18 protein-coding genes are annotated in these 19,175 nt (G+C 33.6%); 3 read left to right on the top strand and 15 right to left on the bottom strand.

The annotated features are described in order from the left end of the window. Positions 1-59: 59 nt before the first annotated feature. Entirely contained in the window at positions 60-503 is a 444-nt protein-coding gene (locus BR44_RS01250) for a Fur family transcriptional regulator (protein ID WP_034549922.1), read from the bottom strand. A 762-nt stretch (positions 504-1,265) separates the two neighbouring features. On the opposite strand from BR44_RS01250, the gene BR44_RS01245 reads away from it, so the two are divergent. Further along, positions 1,266-2,363, top strand: coding sequence for an FUSC family protein (locus BR44_RS01245; protein WP_034549920.1), 1,098 nt, complete (start codon positions 1,266-1,268; stop codon positions 2,361-2,363). Positions 2,364-2,727: 364 nt separating this feature from the next. On the opposite strand, the gene BR44_RS01240 is transcribed toward BR44_RS01245, so the two are convergent. From BR44_RS01240 to BR44_RS01195, 10 genes are all read right to left on the bottom strand, one after another. Then, entirely contained in the window at positions 2,728-3,726 is a 999-nt protein-coding gene (locus BR44_RS01240; protein WP_034549917.1) for an RnfABCDGE type electron transport complex subunit D, read from the bottom strand. A gap of 22 nt (positions 3,727-3,748) precedes the next feature. Next, on the bottom strand, positions 3,749-5,059 hold the full coding sequence (gene rsxC, locus BR44_RS01235; RefSeq protein WP_034549915.1) for an electron transport complex subunit RsxC: 1,311 nt from the start codon (positions 5,057-5,059) through the stop codon (positions 3,749-3,751). 200 nt (positions 5,060-5,259) lie between these two features. Then, entirely contained in the window at positions 5,260-5,388 is a 129-nt protein-coding gene (locus BR44_RS12015; RefSeq protein WP_281173115.1) for a hypothetical protein, read from the bottom strand. A 1,242-nt stretch (positions 5,389-6,630) separates the two neighbouring features. Next, positions 6,631-7,479: an SGNH/GDSL hydrolase family protein gene (locus BR44_RS01225; RefSeq protein ID WP_034549911.1), complete on the bottom strand. Its 849-nt coding sequence runs from the start codon at positions 7,477-7,479 to the stop codon at positions 6,631-6,633. A 204-nt stretch (positions 7,480-7,683) separates the two neighbouring features. Continuing rightward, on the bottom strand, positions 7,684-8,217 hold the full coding sequence (ntdP, locus tag BR44_RS01220; RefSeq protein WP_034549909.1) for a nucleoside tri-diphosphate phosphatase: 534 nt from the start codon (positions 8,215-8,217) through the stop codon (positions 7,684-7,686). A gap of 215 nt (positions 8,218-8,432) precedes the next feature. Beyond that, on the bottom strand, positions 8,433-9,641 hold the full coding sequence (gene mutY, locus BR44_RS01215; protein WP_211249885.1) for an A/G-specific adenine glycosylase: 1,209 nt from the start codon (positions 9,639-9,641) through the stop codon (positions 8,433-8,435). Beyond that, entirely contained in the window at positions 9,641-10,504 is an 864-nt protein-coding gene (gene recX, locus BR44_RS01210; RefSeq protein ID WP_084676073.1) for a recombination regulator RecX, read from the bottom strand. The genes mutY and recX overlap by 1 nt, the downstream gene beginning before the upstream one ends. Positions 10,505-10,649: 145 nt before the next feature. Next, positions 10,650-11,243, bottom strand: coding sequence for a general stress protein (locus tag BR44_RS11030; RefSeq protein WP_051912447.1), 594 nt, complete (start codon positions 11,241-11,243; stop codon positions 10,650-10,652). A gap of 30 nt (positions 11,244-11,273) precedes the next feature. Then, entirely contained in the window at positions 11,274-11,981 is a 708-nt protein-coding gene (locus BR44_RS01200) for an SDR family oxidoreductase (protein ID WP_425393569.1), read from the bottom strand. A gap of 305 nt (positions 11,982-12,286) precedes the next feature. Next, on the bottom strand, positions 12,287-13,150 hold the full coding sequence (locus tag BR44_RS01195) for a general stress protein (protein ID WP_034549907.1): 864 nt from the start codon (positions 13,148-13,150) through the stop codon (positions 12,287-12,289). A gap of 227 nt (positions 13,151-13,377) precedes the next feature. Here BR44_RS01195 and BR44_RS01190 point away from each other — a divergent pair, with 227 nt between their 5' ends. Together BR44_RS01190 and BR44_RS01185 are read left to right on the top strand one after the other, a co-directional pair. Then, the gene (locus BR44_RS01190; RefSeq protein WP_034549905.1) at positions 13,378-14,484 is read left to right on the top strand and encodes a peptidoglycan-binding protein; all 1,107 of its coding nucleotides are present in this window, start codon (positions 13,378-13,380) and stop codon (positions 14,482-14,484) included. 144 nt (positions 14,485-14,628) lie between these two features. Continuing rightward, on the top strand, positions 14,629-15,297 hold the full coding sequence (locus BR44_RS01185; protein ID WP_034549901.1) for a deoxynucleoside kinase: 669 nt from the start codon (positions 14,629-14,631) through the stop codon (positions 15,295-15,297). Positions 15,298-15,339: 42 nt separating this feature from the next. Here BR44_RS01185 and BR44_RS01180 read toward each other — a convergent pair whose 3' ends face one another. The 4 genes from BR44_RS01180 to BR44_RS01165 all read right to left on the bottom strand — a co-directional run bounded on the left by BR44_RS01180 (position 15,340) and on the right by BR44_RS01165 (position 19,137). Further along, a complete protein-coding gene (locus BR44_RS01180; RefSeq protein WP_051912444.1) occupies positions 15,340-15,888 on the bottom strand; it encodes a hypothetical protein in 549 nt (182 codons plus the stop codon). 100 nt (positions 15,889-15,988) lie between these two features. After that, positions 15,989-16,963 (bottom strand): glycosyltransferase, encoded by a 975-nt coding sequence (locus BR44_RS01175; protein WP_034549899.1) that lies wholly within the window; start codon positions 16,961-16,963, stop codon positions 15,989-15,991. A gap of 106 nt (positions 16,964-17,069) precedes the next feature. Next, positions 17,070-18,020 (bottom strand): beta-1,6-N-acetylglucosaminyltransferase, encoded by a 951-nt coding sequence (locus BR44_RS01170; RefSeq protein ID WP_034549896.1) that lies wholly within the window; start codon positions 18,018-18,020, stop codon positions 17,070-17,072. A 4-nt stretch (positions 18,021-18,024) separates the two neighbouring features. Next, on the bottom strand, positions 18,025-19,137 hold the full coding sequence (locus BR44_RS01165; protein ID WP_051912442.1) for a glycosyltransferase family 2 protein: 1,113 nt from the start codon (positions 19,135-19,137) through the stop codon (positions 18,025-18,027). Between the last annotated feature and the right edge of the window lie 38 nt (positions 19,138-19,175).

The raw sequence follows: 19,175 nt of genomic DNA, 5'->3' as shown, positions 1-19,175 counted from the left end.
CATTCATTCCAAAATAACATTGACCGCAAGTACAATTATTCCTGCCGTCAAGATTCGTTTTATTCATTAGCCAAAAGTTCTTGGCATTCGGGACAAATCCCATAAACTTCCATTCGGTGATTGGTTACTTTAAACCCCGTTAAGTTATGTGCTGTTTCTTCAATATCTTCAAGTCCTGGGTAATAGATATCTTCAATCTTTCCACACTTTTCACAGATAGCATGATAATGTTGGGTCGTAGCAAAATCGAAACGACTTGAGTCATCTCCGTAAGTCATTTCCTTTACAAATCCAATTTTTGTAAAAAGACGTAAATTATTGTATATAGTAGCTACACTGACATTAGGAAAGCGTTCCACCAAAGAACGATAAATATCATCTGCTGTTGGATGGCTATCCGCTTCAATTAAATATTCTAAGACAGCATATCGTTGCGGCGTTATTCTTATGTTAGAAGCTTTTAATTTTTCAACTGTTTGAAGCACCATCTGATTAGCGACCATCTCTAAACTCCTCTTCATCCTATTCTTTTAAATTATTGGTTTTTCTATAGTTTCTTTATTTCCTATGTTTATTTTCTTAATGATAACGTTTATCACTTAAGAATGCAATTTTTCAAATTAAGTTGGTCCTTTTTAAAAAATAGAAACGCTAACTTAATTCATTTTTGGTTTTTTCTAGAAACCTTCTAATAGTCTATTATGATGCTAGTTTCCTTTTGATTTCCCGGCACCCGTTAGGGGTACAAAAAGAATGGCTTTATTGAACTTATGACAATCTTCTCTTTCGTGATAAAGGGTCGACTTAATACTAGCATAAATTTTAATTCCATATTTTCAATAGGTAATAAACAATTTCAGTGTTGTATTCTATGCTACATTGAACTAGTTAGAATTTTTTTAAACTTGTCATTTTTTTGAACACAATAAGATAAGCTGACTAATATAAAATCAGTGTCATAACAAAGGAGAAGAGAAAATAAATACCCATTTTATGAGTTTGTATGCTAACACCCTATTTATTTAAAGATGATAAAATATGTTGAATGATTCAGATCTATTTGTATAATCCTATTTTTGCTTTAAATTTCTATTATTTTTAAAAAAAATGAACAATACGAAGGGTAAAATGGTATAGTTTAATTAAAATACACTTATCCTACTCATTCACTTCTCATTACTGTAAATATTTGCTAAAATAGAAATATCAGAACAGTGAACTTAAACAATAAAACGAAATAAATTGCGTGAGAGAGGATATATTTTATGAAAATCGGAGCAAGGACTATGAAAACAGGTCTAGCCATTACTCTTGCTTTAGCCATACCTTACTTATTAAATATGAAAACTGCAGCTGTCTTAGCTGCCATATCAGCTATATTTGCATTGCAACCTTCTTTAAAACGATCTGTTAAGACCTTAAAAGATAGAGTCTTCGCTAATATTGTAGGTGGTATTTTAGCTATTGTTGTTAATCTAACATTGGGAAATCATTTCATCTTTGTTGGACTTGCAGCAGTCTTGCTCATTGCTATTTTGAATCAATTTAATCTCGGACCTGTTATAGGCTTAGCAACCGTAACATTAGTCGTCATCATGATGAGTCCAGGTACAAATTTTATTTTCTCAGCTACTATCCGTATCTTGGCGACATTATTGGGTGTGGTTATTGCATTTTTAGTCAACACACTTTTTTTCCCTCCTAAATATGAAGAAAAGCTATATCATTTAATAGATTATACAACTTCTGAAATCATGAAATGGATTAGAGCTAGTGTACGAAAAAATAGTGAATATTCCATTTTAAAAAAGGATTTAAAATGGGTGAAATCTGAACTAGATCGATTAGAAACCTATTATTCTTTGTTTAAAGATGAGGGCACCTATTCTCGGAAAAAAAATCGATTCCAGATATTAAGAAAAATTGTTGTTTATCGTCAAATCATCTCAACGACTAAAGTCGCTTACAACTTGGCTAGTATCTTACATCGACACGAAAATTCGTTTAACCATTTTCCTGAAGAATTAAGAATTCAAATTCGCGAACGCTTAGAAACTCTTTTGAGTGCACATGAACAAATCTTGTTAAAATTTAATGGGCGAGTAGCCCCAAATGAAGTAAATTTTATTGCTTACAAAGAATCTCTTAGAGAAAAATTTATGCAATCATTTTTTAATGAAGCGAATATGGAAGCTAAAGTTAATAAAGATTATACACAAAGTAACGCTGTAATTCATATCATGTCTAGTATTTTAAAATACGAAGAATACCTGAATCGTTTAAATATTTTAGTAACTAGTTATAAAAGAAATCTCAGGAATCCACAAACAACTATCGATAACATCGAACACATCGAGCAATAAAAAAAGTCTTTGATTGGTTTTCACTTCCCAATCAAAGACTTTTTTTTCACTAATGTTGCATTAAAATGACGCAATCCAATTTATCGCAAAAAACAAAAAATCTTATACAATAGGTTGATGAAAATTTCCCGGTTGATTTCAGTCAAATAACTTGGTTTCATTCTACCGTTTCGCTGTAACTATTGAACTAATTAGAAAAAAATAGGAACCATTCAAATCATACTTTCTTTAAAGTTGCTGGGTTACTCATCTACACAGTATTCTAAAAAAAGAACTAGAAGATTGCTCAGTTCTTTTTGTCCTATCACATAGGGGTAGAGATTAATAGTCTCTGACTGCGTCCCTTTTCCAAGCCATTTTCCCATCATTTTGCTTGTCTATCAAAAGTTACTTCCGGACGTTTTTCGTGCCCATATATTCTTGGCATCAACCTTTGATCAATGTACGGAATTAAAGCATTCATAATTAAAATAGCAAAACCAACTCCGCCTGGGTAATTGAATGTTACTCTAAAGAACGCCGTTAGTACGCCGGCGCCTATAGCAAAAACAGTTTTTCCATTTGGTGTTAACGAGCCAGAACTATAATCGGTAGCCATATAAGTAGCTGCGAAAAATAGCGTTCCAGATAATCCATGAGTTACCATGAATTCCAAATTAAATTCTGAATAAAAACCAATTACTACCATGGTTGTGAGAATATATAAAATCGGAATTTTCGGATTAATAACATGTCGTACAATTAAAAAAATCATCCCTATTAAAATAGCTAATTTACTGGTTTCTCCGACATTTCCACCTAAGTTGAAGCCCATAAACAAATCTCCAATGGAAGGAATGGTTGCAGCCACAGTTTTTGCTCCATCTCCAATAAATGCTAAAGGCGTTGCACTAGAGACGGCGTCTGTTCCTGGTAACACCCAATTGGTAATCCAAGGAGAAAAGAAAAATTTCAACATGACACGGGCAGCTACAGCAGGATTAAAGTAATTTTTTCCAATTCCGCCATTCATCTGTTTCACGATTACAATAGCAAAAACTGCTCCTATTACTACAGTCCACCAAGGAGCAGTCACTGGTAAACTCAAACCTATTAAAGCACCAGTAACCATTGCGCTTCTATCTTGAATACGTATCTTTTGATAATTAAATTTTTGATACAAATACTCACTTAATACAGCTGTTACTATACCTAGTCCTACTAAAAGCAAGACTTTCCAACCAAAGAAATAGGTTGCTGCGATTGTTGGTGGAATTAATGCAATAAGAACTTGCGTCATAACCCAAGATGAAGTTCTTGGTATTCGAATATGAGGAGACTGACCCTGAACAAGTTTCCCTTTAAGATCCATTGATTGTGCCATTACTCAATCACCCTACCTTCTATTATTTAGCTTTTATAGCAGCTTTTGCTCCTCGTATATTTTCCAGAAGAGAAATTTTAGAAGGACAAATAAAAGAACAATTTCCACATTCAATACAATCCATCGCTCCCAATTTCTTTGCTTTTTCAATATCTCCGCGTTCAAAGGCTTCACTAATCAAAATAGGTTGTAACCTTACCGGGCAAACGTTCAGACATTCAGAACACATGATACAATCTGAACAATTCCCTACATGGGCTTCTTCAAAAGTAAGAGCATTTATAGTAGTCGTTCCTTTGATGATGGGAACGCTCCCGTCAACTAAGGTTTTACCCATCATTGGGCCTCCACTTAACAATTTCCCTGGTCGTGTTTTAAATCCACCGCATTGCTCAATCAGGAAATCTACTGGTGTTCCAATTCGTACGAGGAGATTTTTCGGTTCTGCAATAGGTGTTCCCGATACCGAAACGATACGTTGGTAAAGAGGTTCTCCTAATAGTGCTGCACGATAAATTGCTCGCGTAGTAGAAGTATTCATTACTACACAGTGAACTGCTGAAGGCAATCCTCCTGTCGGAACTTCTCTTCCAGTTATATCTTGAATAAGATTTTTTTCCGAACCTCGTGGATACATTGTTCGCAAAGATTGAATAGATATGTCTGAATACTCACTACTTGCTTTTTCAAGTGCTTCAATAGCTTCAGGTTTATTGTCTTCAATCCCAATGACAATTTTTTTCAATTGGGGAAACAATTTGCGTGTTACTTGTATTCCTTTGATGATTTCATCGCTGAATTCAACCATAACACGGTGATCTGAAGTCGAGTACGGCTCACATTCAGCTCCATTTATGATTACGGTATCGATAGTATCTCCAGGAGGAGGATTAAGTTTTACAACTGTAGGAAAAGCGGCTCCTCCCATCCCTACAATACCTGCTTTTTGTACGGCGTCTAAAATGAATTCTCTCGTTAATTCTTTGTCCGTCTTTACTATAAAAGCTTCTTTCTCATCTTTTTGATCGTTTTTCACTACAATACAATCAGCTAAACCATTAACTGTTTGTCTTTTTTCGATGGCTAAAACTTCTCCAGAAACGGATGAATGAATTGCGGCTGATATTTTTCCACTAGCTTTAGCAAGAACGGTACCAATTTTCACTTTATCTCCAATTTGCTTTACTGGTTCTGCTGGAGAGCCAATATGCATAGAGAGTGGAAATACTAGTACACTAGGTACTTTTGCTTCAACAATCGATAGTGATTCTGTTCTGTTTTTTTTATCGTCTGGATGAATATAGCCTAACTGTTTTTTGATTAGTTGAATCATAATAATCTCCTTCCTAAACATAAAAAATACTTATGAATGTTTATAGTTTAATTTCTCTCGATTATTTATTAAAATGGATATAAGTGTAGCTAACAATAGCGGTCTGTCCTAAAGAATAAGAAATAGTCGTAATGAGCATTTCCGGTTTCTCTAAGTTAATTTTACCAGTTATACTCCAGTTATACTATTTTTTACTATCTTCAGCCCCCCTCTGCTCTATTATTCCACTTATCCTTTAGCTGTTCTTCTACTGTATTAATTTCTGCGGCTGTACTAATTAATAGTTCATCAATTAAATAAAATCTGTCTCTACTAAAATATAGCTTCATATCCTTTATCTCCTTTTCCTTTTCGAGTTCACCTGTATGGAATAGTCAATCTACTTTTTTAAAATAGGAACTAAACCTATAATTATGGTTGCGACGTACTTTTTAGTTTATCCTTTATTAATTTGTCCACTTGAAATACCCTATTATTCCGAAAGAGTGAGTTCAAGTTGAAGTGCTCATAGTTTATTCCTTTGAGCAATCTATAGAGTTACTTATTGAACAACTTTTTTCTACCCTTTCTCAAACGATTCATTTTCCATTCTTAATCCACTTTAGATGAAGAATGGAAAAAATAAAGAAAGCACTAGCAGTCACGATTCATTAACCACTAATTTACGTACTATCTTTCTGAACAGCTTCTGCTAAAGGTTCAAATCCATTTTAAAAGGTAATAAACGTCCTTTTCCTTTTTCAACTGATTTTTTGAGCAAAGACTTACTTATTGTAGTTGGTAGTAAACGTATCGAAGTTTTCGAAACGATAGGCTTTAAATACTCGCATGAGTTCTTCTGCCTGCATACAAGAAGAGAGTCACCTACGACCAAACATACCAAATGGTAGGGTTAGACATGGGTGTTACTAATTTAATGGTGTTATCCACGGGTGAGAAGATTACTACCATCCATTTCGACAAGATCTTAGAACCCAAACGAAAATTTTGGGAGTGTCCTGTAGCCAGAAGAGTCTTACAAGTAAAAACAAATGACCTTTCCTTAAATGAAGTAAAGCATTGCCAACATAAGAGAAAGCAATAATCGTGTACCTTTTTTAAAAAAAAGAAACCAACGTCAGGATCGCTTATACAAGCTGACCACTCAGTTGGTTCGAGATTATAATGTCATTAAGTTGAAAGACTTAAGTACGGTTAAAATGATGAAAATAAACAGTTGGCTCGTGCTATCGCTTCTCAATCTTGGTGTGAAATCCGCTGAATGTTGGAGTACAAGTGTATTCGTTATGGGAAAGAGTTACATGTAGTCAATCCATACAACTGTCACAAATTTTTTCAACATACGGACAGGATAGTGGGAAATAAGAGTTGTCTGTCCGTAAATGGACGTTTACTAACTGTCAGACACTACCTGACCGTTATATCAATGCAGCGAAAAACATTCTCTCAATTGGCTTGAGACAAGCCTTAGTCAGAGAGCCTAAACCATTGTGGGTATGCTGAAATGCACATCCCAAGTCAAGGTGCTCCTAAAAAGCTTGGTACTTTAGTGCCAACATAGTTCGCAAGGTTTATCTTCCGCTTGTTGTGTCAACAGGCTCTGTTAATTGTTTGTTAAAAACTGTAGAATACAATTTATTTCCTTCATCATTCAACGTTTTCCCATCTTCTATTAACGTGTTCTCAAGAGCACTATCACTTGATTGTAATTCAGCATTATAGGCTTCATGCAGATCAAAAAGCGGAAGGTTATTTTCATTGATGATCTCTATGACTGATTCTAAATAGCTTGTATACACTAATGTTCTAGAATTGTATTTTTCTTTTCTTGAATTACTCGGATTAGGTGTTACAAAAACAACCAATGTTTCAGGCAACTCTTGTTTAATTTCTTCATAATCTTGCATGGTGTAGCTTTTTGAGTCTGCTAAACTAATGTCTCTTACCTGGTCACCGTAAACAGGAAGTTGGAAGAAAACAACATCAGGGGTCTTCTCTGCTAATGATGAAACCGTATTTTCTTCCAATAAACGATAGGAATCGAAATCAGGCAAGGCAATAGAATTGATTTCTACATTACCATCAACTTGTTCGCTTATGTATTTTCCAACTGTAAGAAACCACTCATCAGATTCTGAAAAATCTCCATAAAAGCTAATAACTTTTTTTTCATCATCTGTTGGTACACTGGATAAGTAATCTAATACTGACTTTTGGTCTCTATTTTTTTCGAACGAATCAATTTTTGTTGTATCGCTTTTTTCTTTATTTTCACTTGCATCTTTCTTATTCGTTTGGGAAGATCCATTTATTTCTATTAATTCTAATTTTTGTTTTTTTTGATAATCTTGTCCAAACCACACAACTCCGATTGTCAAAACAAGTAATACAAAAAGCATAAAACCACTTTTTTTTGTCAAGTTAGATCCACTCCTTCATCTAATATTTCATTTGTTATTATAACATAGCTCATTTGATTAAAGGAAGTCATAATTCTCTTATTCTTACTTACCAGCAAAAAATAATTAGCTGCAAACAGATAAAAAAGGCACCTTTTGTAAATTAAAGGTACCTTTTTATATTAATTATAGGGAAATAAAATCTTTCATCCAGTAGAAGATTCATTACTTGTTTGCTAATTGACGATAACGTTTATACCATAATTCAACGTACTCTTCAGAAAATGGTCCTTTTTCTTCATTGATCCATTCAACCAAAATTTTAACGTTTTCTTTTAAAATATGGTCAATATCATCAGGATAGCCCCACAATTTACTATGATCTTCATACTCATCTACATCTAATAGTCGTTTTTCGCCATCAGGAAACACTTTTATGTCTAGATCATAATCAATATACTTCAATCCTTCTTCATCCAAAGCATATGGAGAGGCTAGGTTGCAGTAATACGAAATCCCGTTATCTCGAATCATTGCAATGATATTGAACCAATAGTGCTTATGAAAATAAACAATTGCTGGTTCTCTCGTCAGCCAGCGTCGGCCATCTGACTCTGTTACAAGCGTATGGTCATTGCAACCAATTAACGATTGATCACTTGTTTTGAGAACCATTGTGTCTCTCCATGTACGGTGTAAACTTCCATCATGTTTATAGCTTTGGATTGTGATGTATTCTCCTTCTTTTGGAACTTGCATCCTAACCCAACTTTCTTTTTCTTATTCAAATCCAAACAATAAACTAATAAAATTACCAGAGAGTGACAATCGCACTCGAACTCAAAAGTATTATATCATAAATACGACTATGTAAAACAGAAAAGCTCAGATATTATGAAAGAATAGTGAGAAACTAATTGGTTATAAGAAAAAACCTGTAATCTTATATGATTAAATTACAGGTTTCTCTTTATTCATTTTTTATTCTTGTATAACAAGTAACTTTGCCACAATTTCGTTTGTGGACCTGGGAACGTGTACTTTTCAAAATCCTCAGGGTGAATCCAACTACAACTTTCTGGTAAGACAATCTCATCACTGAATAGCTTTCCATAATAAGCCAAAATGGTCCATTTCAAATGACTAAAAATATGAGTCACTTCAGCAAATGGTTTTTTCATTAAAGTTGGTCTCACTTGATAAGTTTCGATCAATTTTGTTTGCAAATCCATTAGTCTTTGTTTTTTGGCTTGTTCTTTATCTTCTAAATCATAAGCTTCTATTTGTTGGTGTTTTTCTTGTTCAAACTTTTTTTCTTCTAACAACGGAAAAATCCACATATTAGCCAATAATCCTTCTTTAGGTCGTTTTTCTAACAAAAATTCGCCTTTCTCATTCTCAATTAAAAAACCATTATAATAAACTGGAACAGCTTTTTTCTTTTTGCTTTTCACAGGATAATTAATCCATGTTTCATTAATATAAGAGGCATTAAATTCTTTAATTGGGCTTAATTCTGGATGGTAGTTTTTAGGAGTACAAATACTCGAACCTAAATCCATAAAGGCTTGATTAAAATCACCTGGTTTGTAAGGATCGATAATTTCTCTCATAACTGCCTCGAATATTTTACGACTAGCTGGTTTAGCAATATCTGCATCAATTTCAAACAGACGACTTAAAACTCGCATCACGTTTCCATCTACTGCTGGTTCTGGCAAATCAAATGCCATACTAGCAATTGCCCCGGCAGTGTATGGTCCAATACCGCTTAATTTAATAATTTCTTTTGGATCACGAGGCATCTCACCATCATAATTAACCATGATTTGTTGAGCTGCTTTTTGCATGTTGCGTACACGTGAGTAATAACCCAAACCCTCCCAAGCTTTTAATAACTTATCTTCATTCGCTTCTGATAATTCTTTAATCGTCGGAAATTGTTTCATGAAGTTCAGATAATAGGGAATAACCGTATCAACACGTGTTTGTTGTAACATAATCTCGGATACCCAAATACGATAGGGATCATTATTTATTCTCCATGGTAGTGCTCTTTTTTCTATGTCATACCAACTCAATAAAGTTGCTCTGAATTGTTCTATTTTTTCTTGTGGCCACATTTGAATACCGGAACTTTGCAATAAAGCATTCATTTCATTTTGTTCTGTTATTTTTTTCATCATTCGTTTTGATCTTCCAATTCTTTTTCCTCAATAAATTGATTGATTAAATCTCCTGCAAATCCCTTTTGAAATAGACTACTTTTAACTTTCTGGATTTTTTTATAACCCTTTAATTTAGCTTGTTTACGCCAAATTTTATCCCCTTGTGTTTTTATAGCTGCATACTCTTCATCTTCTTCTTTTTCTACTGTTACTTCTGCTAAAACCTGAGTAATCACATCTGTATCAAACCCTTTTTGCATTAAGTTTTGACGCAGCTTATTATTGGTTTCACGTGTAGAATGCTGTGAAGAACGACGAATAACTTTTTCGGCAAGTTGAACACCATTTTCAACCATTTGGTCAAAAGGATACTGTTCAGTGGCTTTTTCAATATTCTCTTCGGCTATTCCACGCCTTTTTAATTCTTGCTTAATAACGCGAGGACCTTTTCCACCAACATTTGCTCCAGTACGAGTAAAACTTTCTGCATACATTAAGTCATCCAAATACCCTTGTTCTTCTAATTTTTCAATGACTTCATCTGCCACTTCTGAAAATTCGTGCTTTGCCAAATCATCACGAACTTCCTTTTCAGAACGCAGCCCATAATTCAAGTAATTTAAAGATCTCGTATAGGCTTTTCTAAAGCCATTTTCTGATTCTAATTCCTCTCGGAAATCATCAGCAATCTCCATACCTTTGTATAAAGCATACTTCACTAAAATAGCTTCATCTACTGGAAAAGCATAATTTTCATCTAAATATATATTGTAACGACCTTTTCGTTTTTGTGTTTCAATTTTAGTTATTTGTGGTAACCCTTCACTAGGCGTTGTATTATTTGAAGAGATAATTTTTTTTAATAAATCGTCTGGCATAGTTATTCGCCTCCTATAATTTTATCGATTCACTTAGTATACCATACTTCATTTCAAAAAATAGAACAGAAGTTTGCCTGCTCGTATAAAAAAAGAGTAACGGATAGAAGCAATAAATCTTACTTCTATCCGTTACTTTAGTTCATTATTCCGATTCTTTATCTTGTAATGGATCAACAAATGGTTGTCCAGTAATTGAATTCCCACTAAAACGCGGTAAATCTTCAGAATCTTCAACAGCTGTTTCGTGTATGTCTTCTGTTCTATATTCAGTTGTATCTTTTGGTTTTCCTTGTAGAGGATTTTCAATTTGGCCTCGTTCATTATTTACCTCGTTCTTTTTTTGTTCTGTACTCGATTTACCTAATTCTTTAGGGCCGTCTTCTAAATTTTGACGAATAGGAATATCTTTCATCTCTTCCACAAGAACAACATAATTTCCAGATTTCAAAACGTCATTGTACCGTAAGGCTGTTTGTTTGTCGATGCCATAATGCTCCAACGCTTTATCTTGGCCAACGTCAGCAAACATGTCTTTAAATTTTTCCCATATATTCATGTCTCCATCAGCAGAAACTTTATCTACTTCAACGAGTGTTCGATTCTGAATATCAGAATAATTTTCATCGCTTGTAACAATAATAACGTCACCCGTCACACGACCTTCACTTAATAAACGCTCTACAGCAGAAATTGTTTCATCTACTGTATGATAAGCTGATTCAACTACTTTACTCATTTCGATACACTTCCTTTTACGGTTATTTTGTTAACCATTTACAACTACGCCACCATTTACATGAATCGTTTGTCCTGTTACATAACTCGAATCAGAACTGGCTAGATAAACATACGCAGGTGCTAATTCAAATGGATGTCCAGGGCGGGCTATCGATCCATCTTCGCCCCATTTTTCTAATTTTTTATCAGGGAAAGTCGCAGGAATTAACGGTGTCCAAATAGGGCCTGGTGCTACCGTGTTCACTCTAATTTTTTTATCGATTACTTCTTGATTCCCTGAAAAAGACCGGGTGAAAGATACGATTGCTCCTTTAGTAGCAGAATAATCTAGTAAAGTTGAACTGCCACGATAAGCCGTAATTGAAGAAGTATTAATAATTGAAGCACCTGTCGATAAATATGGCATTGCCGCTTTAGTTAGATAAAACATACCGAATACATTTGTTCGAAAAGTACGATCTAACTGTGCTGCGGTTACATCTCCTATTTTTTCTTGGTAATGTTGCTCACCTGCGTTGTTTACTAATATATCTAGCGTACCCCATTTAGTAATTACTTTTGCAATGGCATCTTCAGCAACGGATTCATCTCCAATATCACCTTTGAGAACCAAGACTTCTTGCCCAATTTCTTTGATTCTTTTTTCAGTATATGAGGCGTCTTGCTCTGATTCTAAATGGAGAATGGCAACATCAGCGCCCTCTTTTGCAAAAGCAATGGCTATTGCTTGGCCAATACCGCTATCTCCTCCAGTAATTAACGCTTTTTTACCTTTTAACTTTCCCGCTGCAAGATATTCTGGGTCTTCTGTTTGTGGCGTAGAATGGATATTTTCACTTTCGTCGTCATAAAATAGTCTTTCTTAGGTCGTTGTGTTTCTACTTTTTTTTCAATCATTTTTTCTCTCCTTCGCTATGAGTAAATAGTAATGTATCAGACAAATAAAATGGGTACATAAAGTAAATAAACCAATTGAACTTTTTAAAAAAAACAAATGGTCCGAATAAAAGCAAGACATTCGCCGGACCATTTTTATTTTACTTATTTTTCGTCGTCTTTAATTGTTTTCCCACCAGCATCTTCAAATTTATTACTGTAATAAGCATCACTTTCCGGAATATCTTTGTGCGGATCTGGATGTTCTTCTTTTTTGGGCTCTGACCCCACTGTCGGATTCTCATCAGTCTGTTCTCCAACAACACCCTTACTAATATTGTCAGGATATACATGGTTGCTATCTTCTGCATCAACTGATTTTTCATCACCAGTTAATTGAGGGGCTTCATCATTAGTTTGTTTATTTTTATCTTGTTTATTGTCTTGTCCTAGCTCTTTATCTGGTGAAGAGGCCGTCGATGTGCCAGGAACATCTTCTCTTGCAGACTGAGACTTGGAAGGATCAAATGGTTCTCCTTCTCCCGTAGCAGGATCCATTGATTCTTTAGTAGCTATTTCGCTAGGTTCAGATTGATCGTTGTAGCTTGAGCTTGTGTCGTCTTCATTTTTTAGAACTTCTTCATTTACTGTTGATAATTGTTCTGAATGAGCAGGCGCTGTGCTATTTGTCAGTATAATAATTTCATGATTTTCCAATGAATCATTAAAATGTTCTGCTGTTTCAGGATCAACACCATGTTCGACTAGTGTATCGGTTTCACTTTCTTTACTATAATCACCCATTCGAAAAGTCTCTTTGATTTTATCCCAAAGTGATTCTTCCTCTTCACCTTCATCTTCTTCGACTGATTCAACATCAACTAGAGTCAATTCTTCCAATTCATCTTCGTGTTTTTCATCCGTAATAATCAATAGTTCTTCAGCTAAATAGCCTTCATTTAATAGCCTCTCAACTGCTTTTACTGCTTCATCTGTTGACGTATACGTTCCTTCTACTATTCTATCCATTTTCTTCACTCTTCCTTCCTAAATTTACGTTTTTTTTAATAAATTTAAATCATATCCGTTCCCTTATCTATTCTAATGATAGCAAAAACTAAAATCTCAATCAAAGAAGAACCCTCAAGAACGTTTTAACTTTTAAGAAAGTAACGTTAATTAGTTAATTTTCGTTATCACTTTATAAACAGTCGACCGTTTATCAAAGAGATTATTTTATAAAATGGAGGAATTGTATGTCTAATCAAATTGAAAAGAGATTTATTGCTATTAAACAATATCCGTTAACTGATTCAAGAATCATTATAGCTCACGAGTCAGGCAATGCTCTTAACACTGGAAAAAATGCACTAGAAAATGAAATCGCTTTTATGTCTAAACAAGCCTTAAAAGGAGGAGCTTTCGTCAGCCATTGGGTTGGCAATGGAGGTCAAATAATTCAACTAAGTAAAACAGGATTTGTTCAATATGGAGCGGGTGCAAATGCAAACTCTTATGCTTATGCTCAAGTAGAGTTAGCTCGTACATTAGATCCCATAATTTTTAAAAAAGATTACCTTGCTTATGTTTGGCTTTTAAAAAAATTAGCAAACGAGGCACATATTCCAAGAACATTAAATACCGGCAATACGATGAAAGAAAAAGGAATCAAAACACACCACTGGGTTTCTTCCTATTTAGGAGGAACGAATCATCGTGATCCTGATGATTATTTAGCTAGTTTTGGTATCAGCCTATCTCAATTTGCTTTTGATTTAGCAAATCATCCAGAAGAAGATCTTTTTCAAACGCCAGCAAAAAAAACAACTCATATGGTTATAGTTGGAGACACTTTATGGAGCATAGCAAAAAAACAACGAACGACAGTAACTTGGCTGAAGAAATTAAACAACTTATCTTCTAACCAAATCAATATCGGAACAGTTCTTAAGATAACTAATGGGGAATTCCATTCAATCGCTGTTGATCATTCTTTAAATAAACGCACAGATATCATTAAAAGTATTCAGACAAACTGTGGGACAATTGTTGACGGTCGATTTGGACCAATTACTAAAAAAGCTCTTCTTTGCTTATTTCAAGAAGCAATACCTGTCAAGGTGGATGGATTATGGGGGACTGAAACCGCTACCTTGGCAAGAAACATTCAATTCGGTATAAGAGGAAATGATGTCTATGCTGTTCAAGCTATGCTTTTCGGGTTGGGATACGAAGTTGTAGGCGTTCCAGATTGCATCGCTGGTAAGCTAACAAAGAAAGCCATTTTATTATTTCAAAAAAATAGTCGTCTTCTATGCGATGGTATTGCAGGTAAACAGACCTTATCCTTATTATTTCAGTGAAAAGAGTCAAGTTTTGTTCAAAACAGGTCATAAAAACAAGCTATATTTAATGCTTGGTCCCTTTAAGTTTGTTAATTATGCTATACTAAGAGATGCAAATTAACCGGAGACGACACCGGTCTTTGATAGGAGAGTGACCGTCAATTGAAAGGGGAACATAAAGCAGTGATTGTTTTAGCAGGAATGATAGGTGCTGGTAAAAGCACCTACACGAAATTAATATCTGAATCCTTAGGAAGCAATGCTTTTTATGAAAGTGTGGATGATAATCGTATTTTAGAAAAATTTTATGAAGATCCAAAAAGATGGGCTTTTTCCTTACAAATTTATTTTTTAAACACCCGTTTCCGCAGCATCAAGGCAGCTTTTTTACATGAGAATAATGTTCTAGATCGTTCAATTTATGAAGATGCTTTATTTACAAAAATCAATTACGAAGAAGGCAACATGAGTGATGCTGAAATGGATACTTACTTAGATTTATTAGATAATATGATGGAAGAATTAGAGGGTATGAAAAAGAAATCTCCTGATTTACTAATCTATCTACGTGGTTCTTTAGACACTGTACTGAATCGTATTGAAAAAAGAGGACGCTCATTCGAACAAATTGAAGGCAATCAAGGTTTATTAGACTATTATACCCATCTTCATAGCCAATATGATTCTTGGTTTGATTCTTATTCTAAGAGCGATACGTTAATCATTGATATTGATAAACATGATTTAGAAGATCCTGCTGATGCACAGGCAATCATGGAAATGGTGACAAAACGCTTAGATGAAGTTCGCTTAAATAAAGTTCAAATTTAAAACAGTAAAAAATAGCACGCAGAAGAATACAATCTTCGCTTGCTATTTTTTATTTTCAACTAACCATACGCAACCAAATGTTTGAGAAGCTGGTAAGATTGCTGCACTCTTCCCGTGGTTGTCATAAGCTTTAAAAAATAATTTTCCTTCTTCATTATACCCATATGCATACACCAACACCCAATGATTTTGGTAAGAGCTTCCTAGTAATCTAGCTGTCCCAACGGCTATCGGTATTGGATTTGATTTGTTTAGCAATTCCACCACCTTATTGTCCGGAATAAAACTCATTTTAGCGAAATAGTTCGGGTTACCTTTTAATGCTAAGTTCAACCCATGTCTTAAATCCCAAGGAAAAGTTCCCCGATACGCAAAAGTTTCATCTACAATTGATTTTAGCCCATCCATGAGAATCGTTTTAGATAAGGGTTTTCCATATTGCTGTTTATATAGATCGTGCAACAAAACAGCACAAACATAGGAACCACATATTCCTGGTTTTTTATTATTAATCCATGAACGATATTCACTAAAGCGTGCCGAACTCAGTCCAGTCCAATTAGTTGGAAAGTAGGATTTTTCTATACTCACTTTTACTCTCTCCTTTAATTAACTAAATTTATTACTATTTTATCATATGTAGTTTTAATTAAATGAACATAAAAGATAAAAATACCCAAAAGTTTAGAAGTTAGATTCCTACTAATGAGTATTTTTCTTTATTTTGTAATTTCCAAATGAAATAACTTAATTTTGAATTTCTACGAGCGACTAAACATCTTATACGAAGTTTCATATTTTCTAATTCTGTTAATTTAAATCGATATAAATTTTTTTTGAATTTTTCAACTTCTCTCTTTTCTTTAAGTGATTGATCATAAGCTCTCATTAGTAACTCAATATTTAAAGTAGCATAACGCCCTTTCAATTTGGCAATATCAAGTTCTTTAAAAGAAATACATAAATCGATAATGAATAATAACGTTCTTAAACCTGTTTCTTGCTCTAATCTGGATAATTCTACTCTTATAGGATAACGGCTCTTAAAAGTGTGGTAATACGGAGCAGGTGTATAAAAAATTTTTTCACTCTTTAAAACACATTCGATATATAATAATAAATCTTCATAAATAAAGATATTTGGATTAAATCGAAGAGCTTCTGGACGCTTAAATAAATCCATCTTGAATAATTTATTATGCATAAAACCTTGTTCTGTTTCACGATTAATTTCTTTTTGAATAGCTTTCGTTTTTGACCATTCTTTCATATTGTAAGTTTTTGCCTGTTCACTTGAAATTGTAGAGTCTTCTTCAATGTAATCGCAGACAACCATATCTCCATTTGTTTTGATAATTAATGAAAGTAAATGTTCAAACATAATGGACTCTACACGGTCAAAGGCATTTACAAAACTCACATATTTTCCTTTAGCAATTAGTAGGCCCGCATTAAAGGCTGCTGATAACCCATCATTTTTTTTATGGATAACTTTAAAACGAGTATCTGCTTTAGAGAAGCGTTCACAAATTTCTCCGCTTGAATCTATTGACCCATTATTTACTAAAATAATTTCTAATTTATGATAAGTCTGGTATCTTAAATCATTTAAACATTTAGTCAAATATTCTTCTGCATTGTAAATGGAAACAATAATGGTTATCATATACTGTCCTCCCTCCTCTTTTTGACCATCGTTTTGTAATTTTTTTAAAAACAAACATTCTTATATATCCAATAATTAGTTCCATCAGATATTGAGTATATAAGAATTAATTGAGTATCTTAGAATCAATCTGATATTCTTTTTTGCTATCTAGATAATCACAAAGCTGTTCAACTACTGTTGAGTCAACATTAAAATCAAATTTCCTAGCAAAAAGATGGTCTGTATCTATTAGACTCTCATAATCTGCAATTGTCCAGATTTCCGGATTGGGAGAATTAGTCGTTTCTAACCAATCTATTTTACGCATATTGCCCAAATGATCTTTTTTAAAGTAACGAGCACTTAAATTTTTTTCGAAAGGTGAATGGCAAATGAGCGTTTGTAGAAACAATTCATCTGAACATTTTGACAATGAAAAATGTTCTTTTATCCATTGTTCCTGTAACACAACATATTTTGCAAAATCATCCGTAATACTAAACCATGATGAACCGAACTTTACCGTTATATCCTCATTTTTCAATCTATTGGTTCTGATTAAACGTTGAACTATTAAAAATGACTTATCAGTAATTGTAATCCCGATTTTCACTAATTTAGAAGCACTTTTTGGCGAGTATTCTTGAAACAGATGATACCTTGAAATCCGTGAAACAAATTTTTTTGTTTCCTTTTTCCCTGCTTTTGAAAAATGAACAAATTCCATTCCATCATATTTTTTAAAGAAATCATGAATATCATCTTGTGTTTTTAATGGTAGATCTACTCCTGATAACAGATGGTAATAACGATAGCTTTTTTTAATGGACTCTTTTAATAAGTTCAACTCACATTGAATTTGACTATATCCTCCCCATTTCACATTAATTCTTGGTATAAAATAGATGTCTGATTTCACAGCTAACTGTTTAAATTTTTCAAAGTCAAACCCGTTAGTCTTTTTATCAATATGAATGTATATATCATTTCTCTCATCATCTAATTGTTGAATTAAACGTTTCAATAACTCAAATTGATTATGTGCCATAATTAAGTATGCATGCTTATCATTCATTTTCTTATTGCACCTCCGTTTGAATTTTTATATTTTCAGATTCTTTCTTATCTTCTATTTTATTTTTATCTCGTAGTTTGCTGATAGACCATAGTAGGGCATAAATACCAGATGCAAAATTAAGCTTGGCACAGCCATAAAATAATTTCCAATGTATTGGCAGATAATTGAAATCCATTTGTTGATAAGCTTTTTTGTAACGATCTTGTGAGATAATTTCTTTTAATTCCGTTATTTTTTTTGCCAATCCCTTATGGCTTTCTACCGTATTTAGTCCTAGCTCTAATAGTGACAGAGCAATTCGATTAGTTAACGCTTTTTTATAATCATCACCAAGTGAATGTTCTGCTATATACATTTCTATTAAGTCATATTTCATTTGGTTTTGCATGAATAATCGTTCTTTATATAATGACGTTAAAGAAACTTCGTTATCTTTACGATAATGATACAAGGCATCCTCAAGGCAAACAGCTTTTTTTACATACCCAAAATAATCAATATTAAACAGTGCATCTTCTGTTCCAACAATTTTCGTATTCATATAGTTAATTTCGTTGTATTTAATAATTTCTGTTTTATAAAGCTTTCCCCATGCTGTAACGATAGCATCTGCATTTTCTGGATGTTTCAATTCTTTTCCTATTGAACCAACCATTCGCCTATGCAGCTTAGAAGCAGATTCTTGTTGGTTAAGCACTTCTTTTCTTTTTTTAAAAATCTTTTTAGGCAGCGAATGATTTGTAAACTCTCTAATATAAGACCACAAAATGACATCTGCTTTTTCTTCTAAGGCTACTCGATAAGCGATTTCACAAGTATTTAGTTCAATCCAGTCATCGCTATCCACATACATGACATAGTCACCGGTGACGTAAGCTAACGCATTATTTCTCGCGTCAGATAAACCTGTATTTTGTTGACTTACAACAATGACGCGTTCATCCTTCTTAGCAAACATTTCCAATAAATCTATACTATTATCCGGTGAACCATCATCTACACAAATAACTTCAATATCTGTAAAAGTTTGGTTTAAAACACTATTTAAACAAGTATTCAGGTATTTTTCTGTATTGTATACAGGAATAATAATACTGATTTTAGGCTGCCTCATTTTATTCCCTCCTTTTTATAATTTGTAATGAACGGACT

Source organism: Carnobacterium funditum DSM 5970, assembly GCF_000744185.1.
GTDB classification, from domain to species: Bacteria; Bacillota; Bacilli; order Lactobacillales; family Carnobacteriaceae; genus Carnobacterium_A; species Carnobacterium_A funditum.
The sequence above is the reverse complement of the archived record's forward strand: the minus strand, read 5'-3'. Positions and strand labels throughout refer to the sequence as shown.

What these genes read in the sequence shown, in the direction of transcription:
- BR44_RS01250 (WP_034549922.1), bottom strand. Translation starts at nt 503, where the DNA reads ATGGTCGCTAATCAGATGGTGCTTCAAACAGTTGAAAAATTAAAAGCT.
- BR44_RS01245 (WP_034549920.1), top strand. Translation starts at nt 1,266, where the DNA reads ATGAAAATCGGAGCAAGGACTATGAAAACAGGTCTAGCCATTACTCTT.
- BR44_RS01240 (WP_034549917.1), bottom strand. Translation starts at nt 3,726, where the DNA reads ATGGCACAATCAATGGATCTTAAAGGGAAACTTGTTCAGGGTCAGTCT.
- rsxC (WP_034549915.1), bottom strand. Translation starts at nt 5,059, where the DNA reads ATGATTCAACTAATCAAAAAACAGTTAGGCTATATTCATCCAGACGAT.
- BR44_RS12015 (WP_281173115.1), bottom strand. Translation starts at nt 5,388, where the DNA reads ATGAAGCTATATTTTAGTAGAGACAGATTTTATTTAATTGATGAACTA.
- ntdP (WP_034549909.1), bottom strand. Translation starts at nt 8,217, where the DNA reads ATGCAAGTTCCAAAAGAAGGAGAATACATCACAATCCAAAGCTATAAA.
- mutY (WP_211249885.1), bottom strand. Translation starts at nt 9,641, where the DNA reads ATGAAAAAAATAACAGAACAAAATGAAATGAATGCTTTATTGCAAAGT.
- recX (WP_084676073.1), bottom strand. Translation starts at nt 10,504, where the DNA reads ATGCCAGACGATTTATTAAAAAAAATTATCTCTTCAAATAATACAACG.
- BR44_RS11030 (WP_051912447.1), bottom strand. Translation starts at nt 11,243, where the DNA reads ATGAGTAAAGTAGTTGAATCAGCTTATCATACAGTAGATGAAACAATT.
- BR44_RS01195 (WP_034549907.1), bottom strand. Translation starts at nt 13,150, where the DNA reads ATGGATAGAATAGTAGAAGGAACGTATACGTCAACAGATGAAGCAGTA.
- BR44_RS01190 (WP_034549905.1), top strand. Translation starts at nt 13,378, where the DNA reads ATGTCTAATCAAATTGAAAAGAGATTTATTGCTATTAAACAATATCCG.
- BR44_RS01175 (WP_034549899.1), bottom strand. Translation starts at nt 16,963, where the DNA reads ATGATAACCATTATTGTTTCCATTTACAATGCAGAAGAATATTTGACT.
- BR44_RS01170 (WP_034549896.1), bottom strand. Translation starts at nt 18,020, where the DNA reads ATGAATGATAAGCATGCATACTTAATTATGGCACATAATCAATTTGAG.
- BR44_RS01165 (WP_051912442.1), bottom strand. Translation starts at nt 19,137, where the DNA reads ATGAGGCAGCCTAAAATCAGTATTATTATTCCTGTATACAATACAGAA.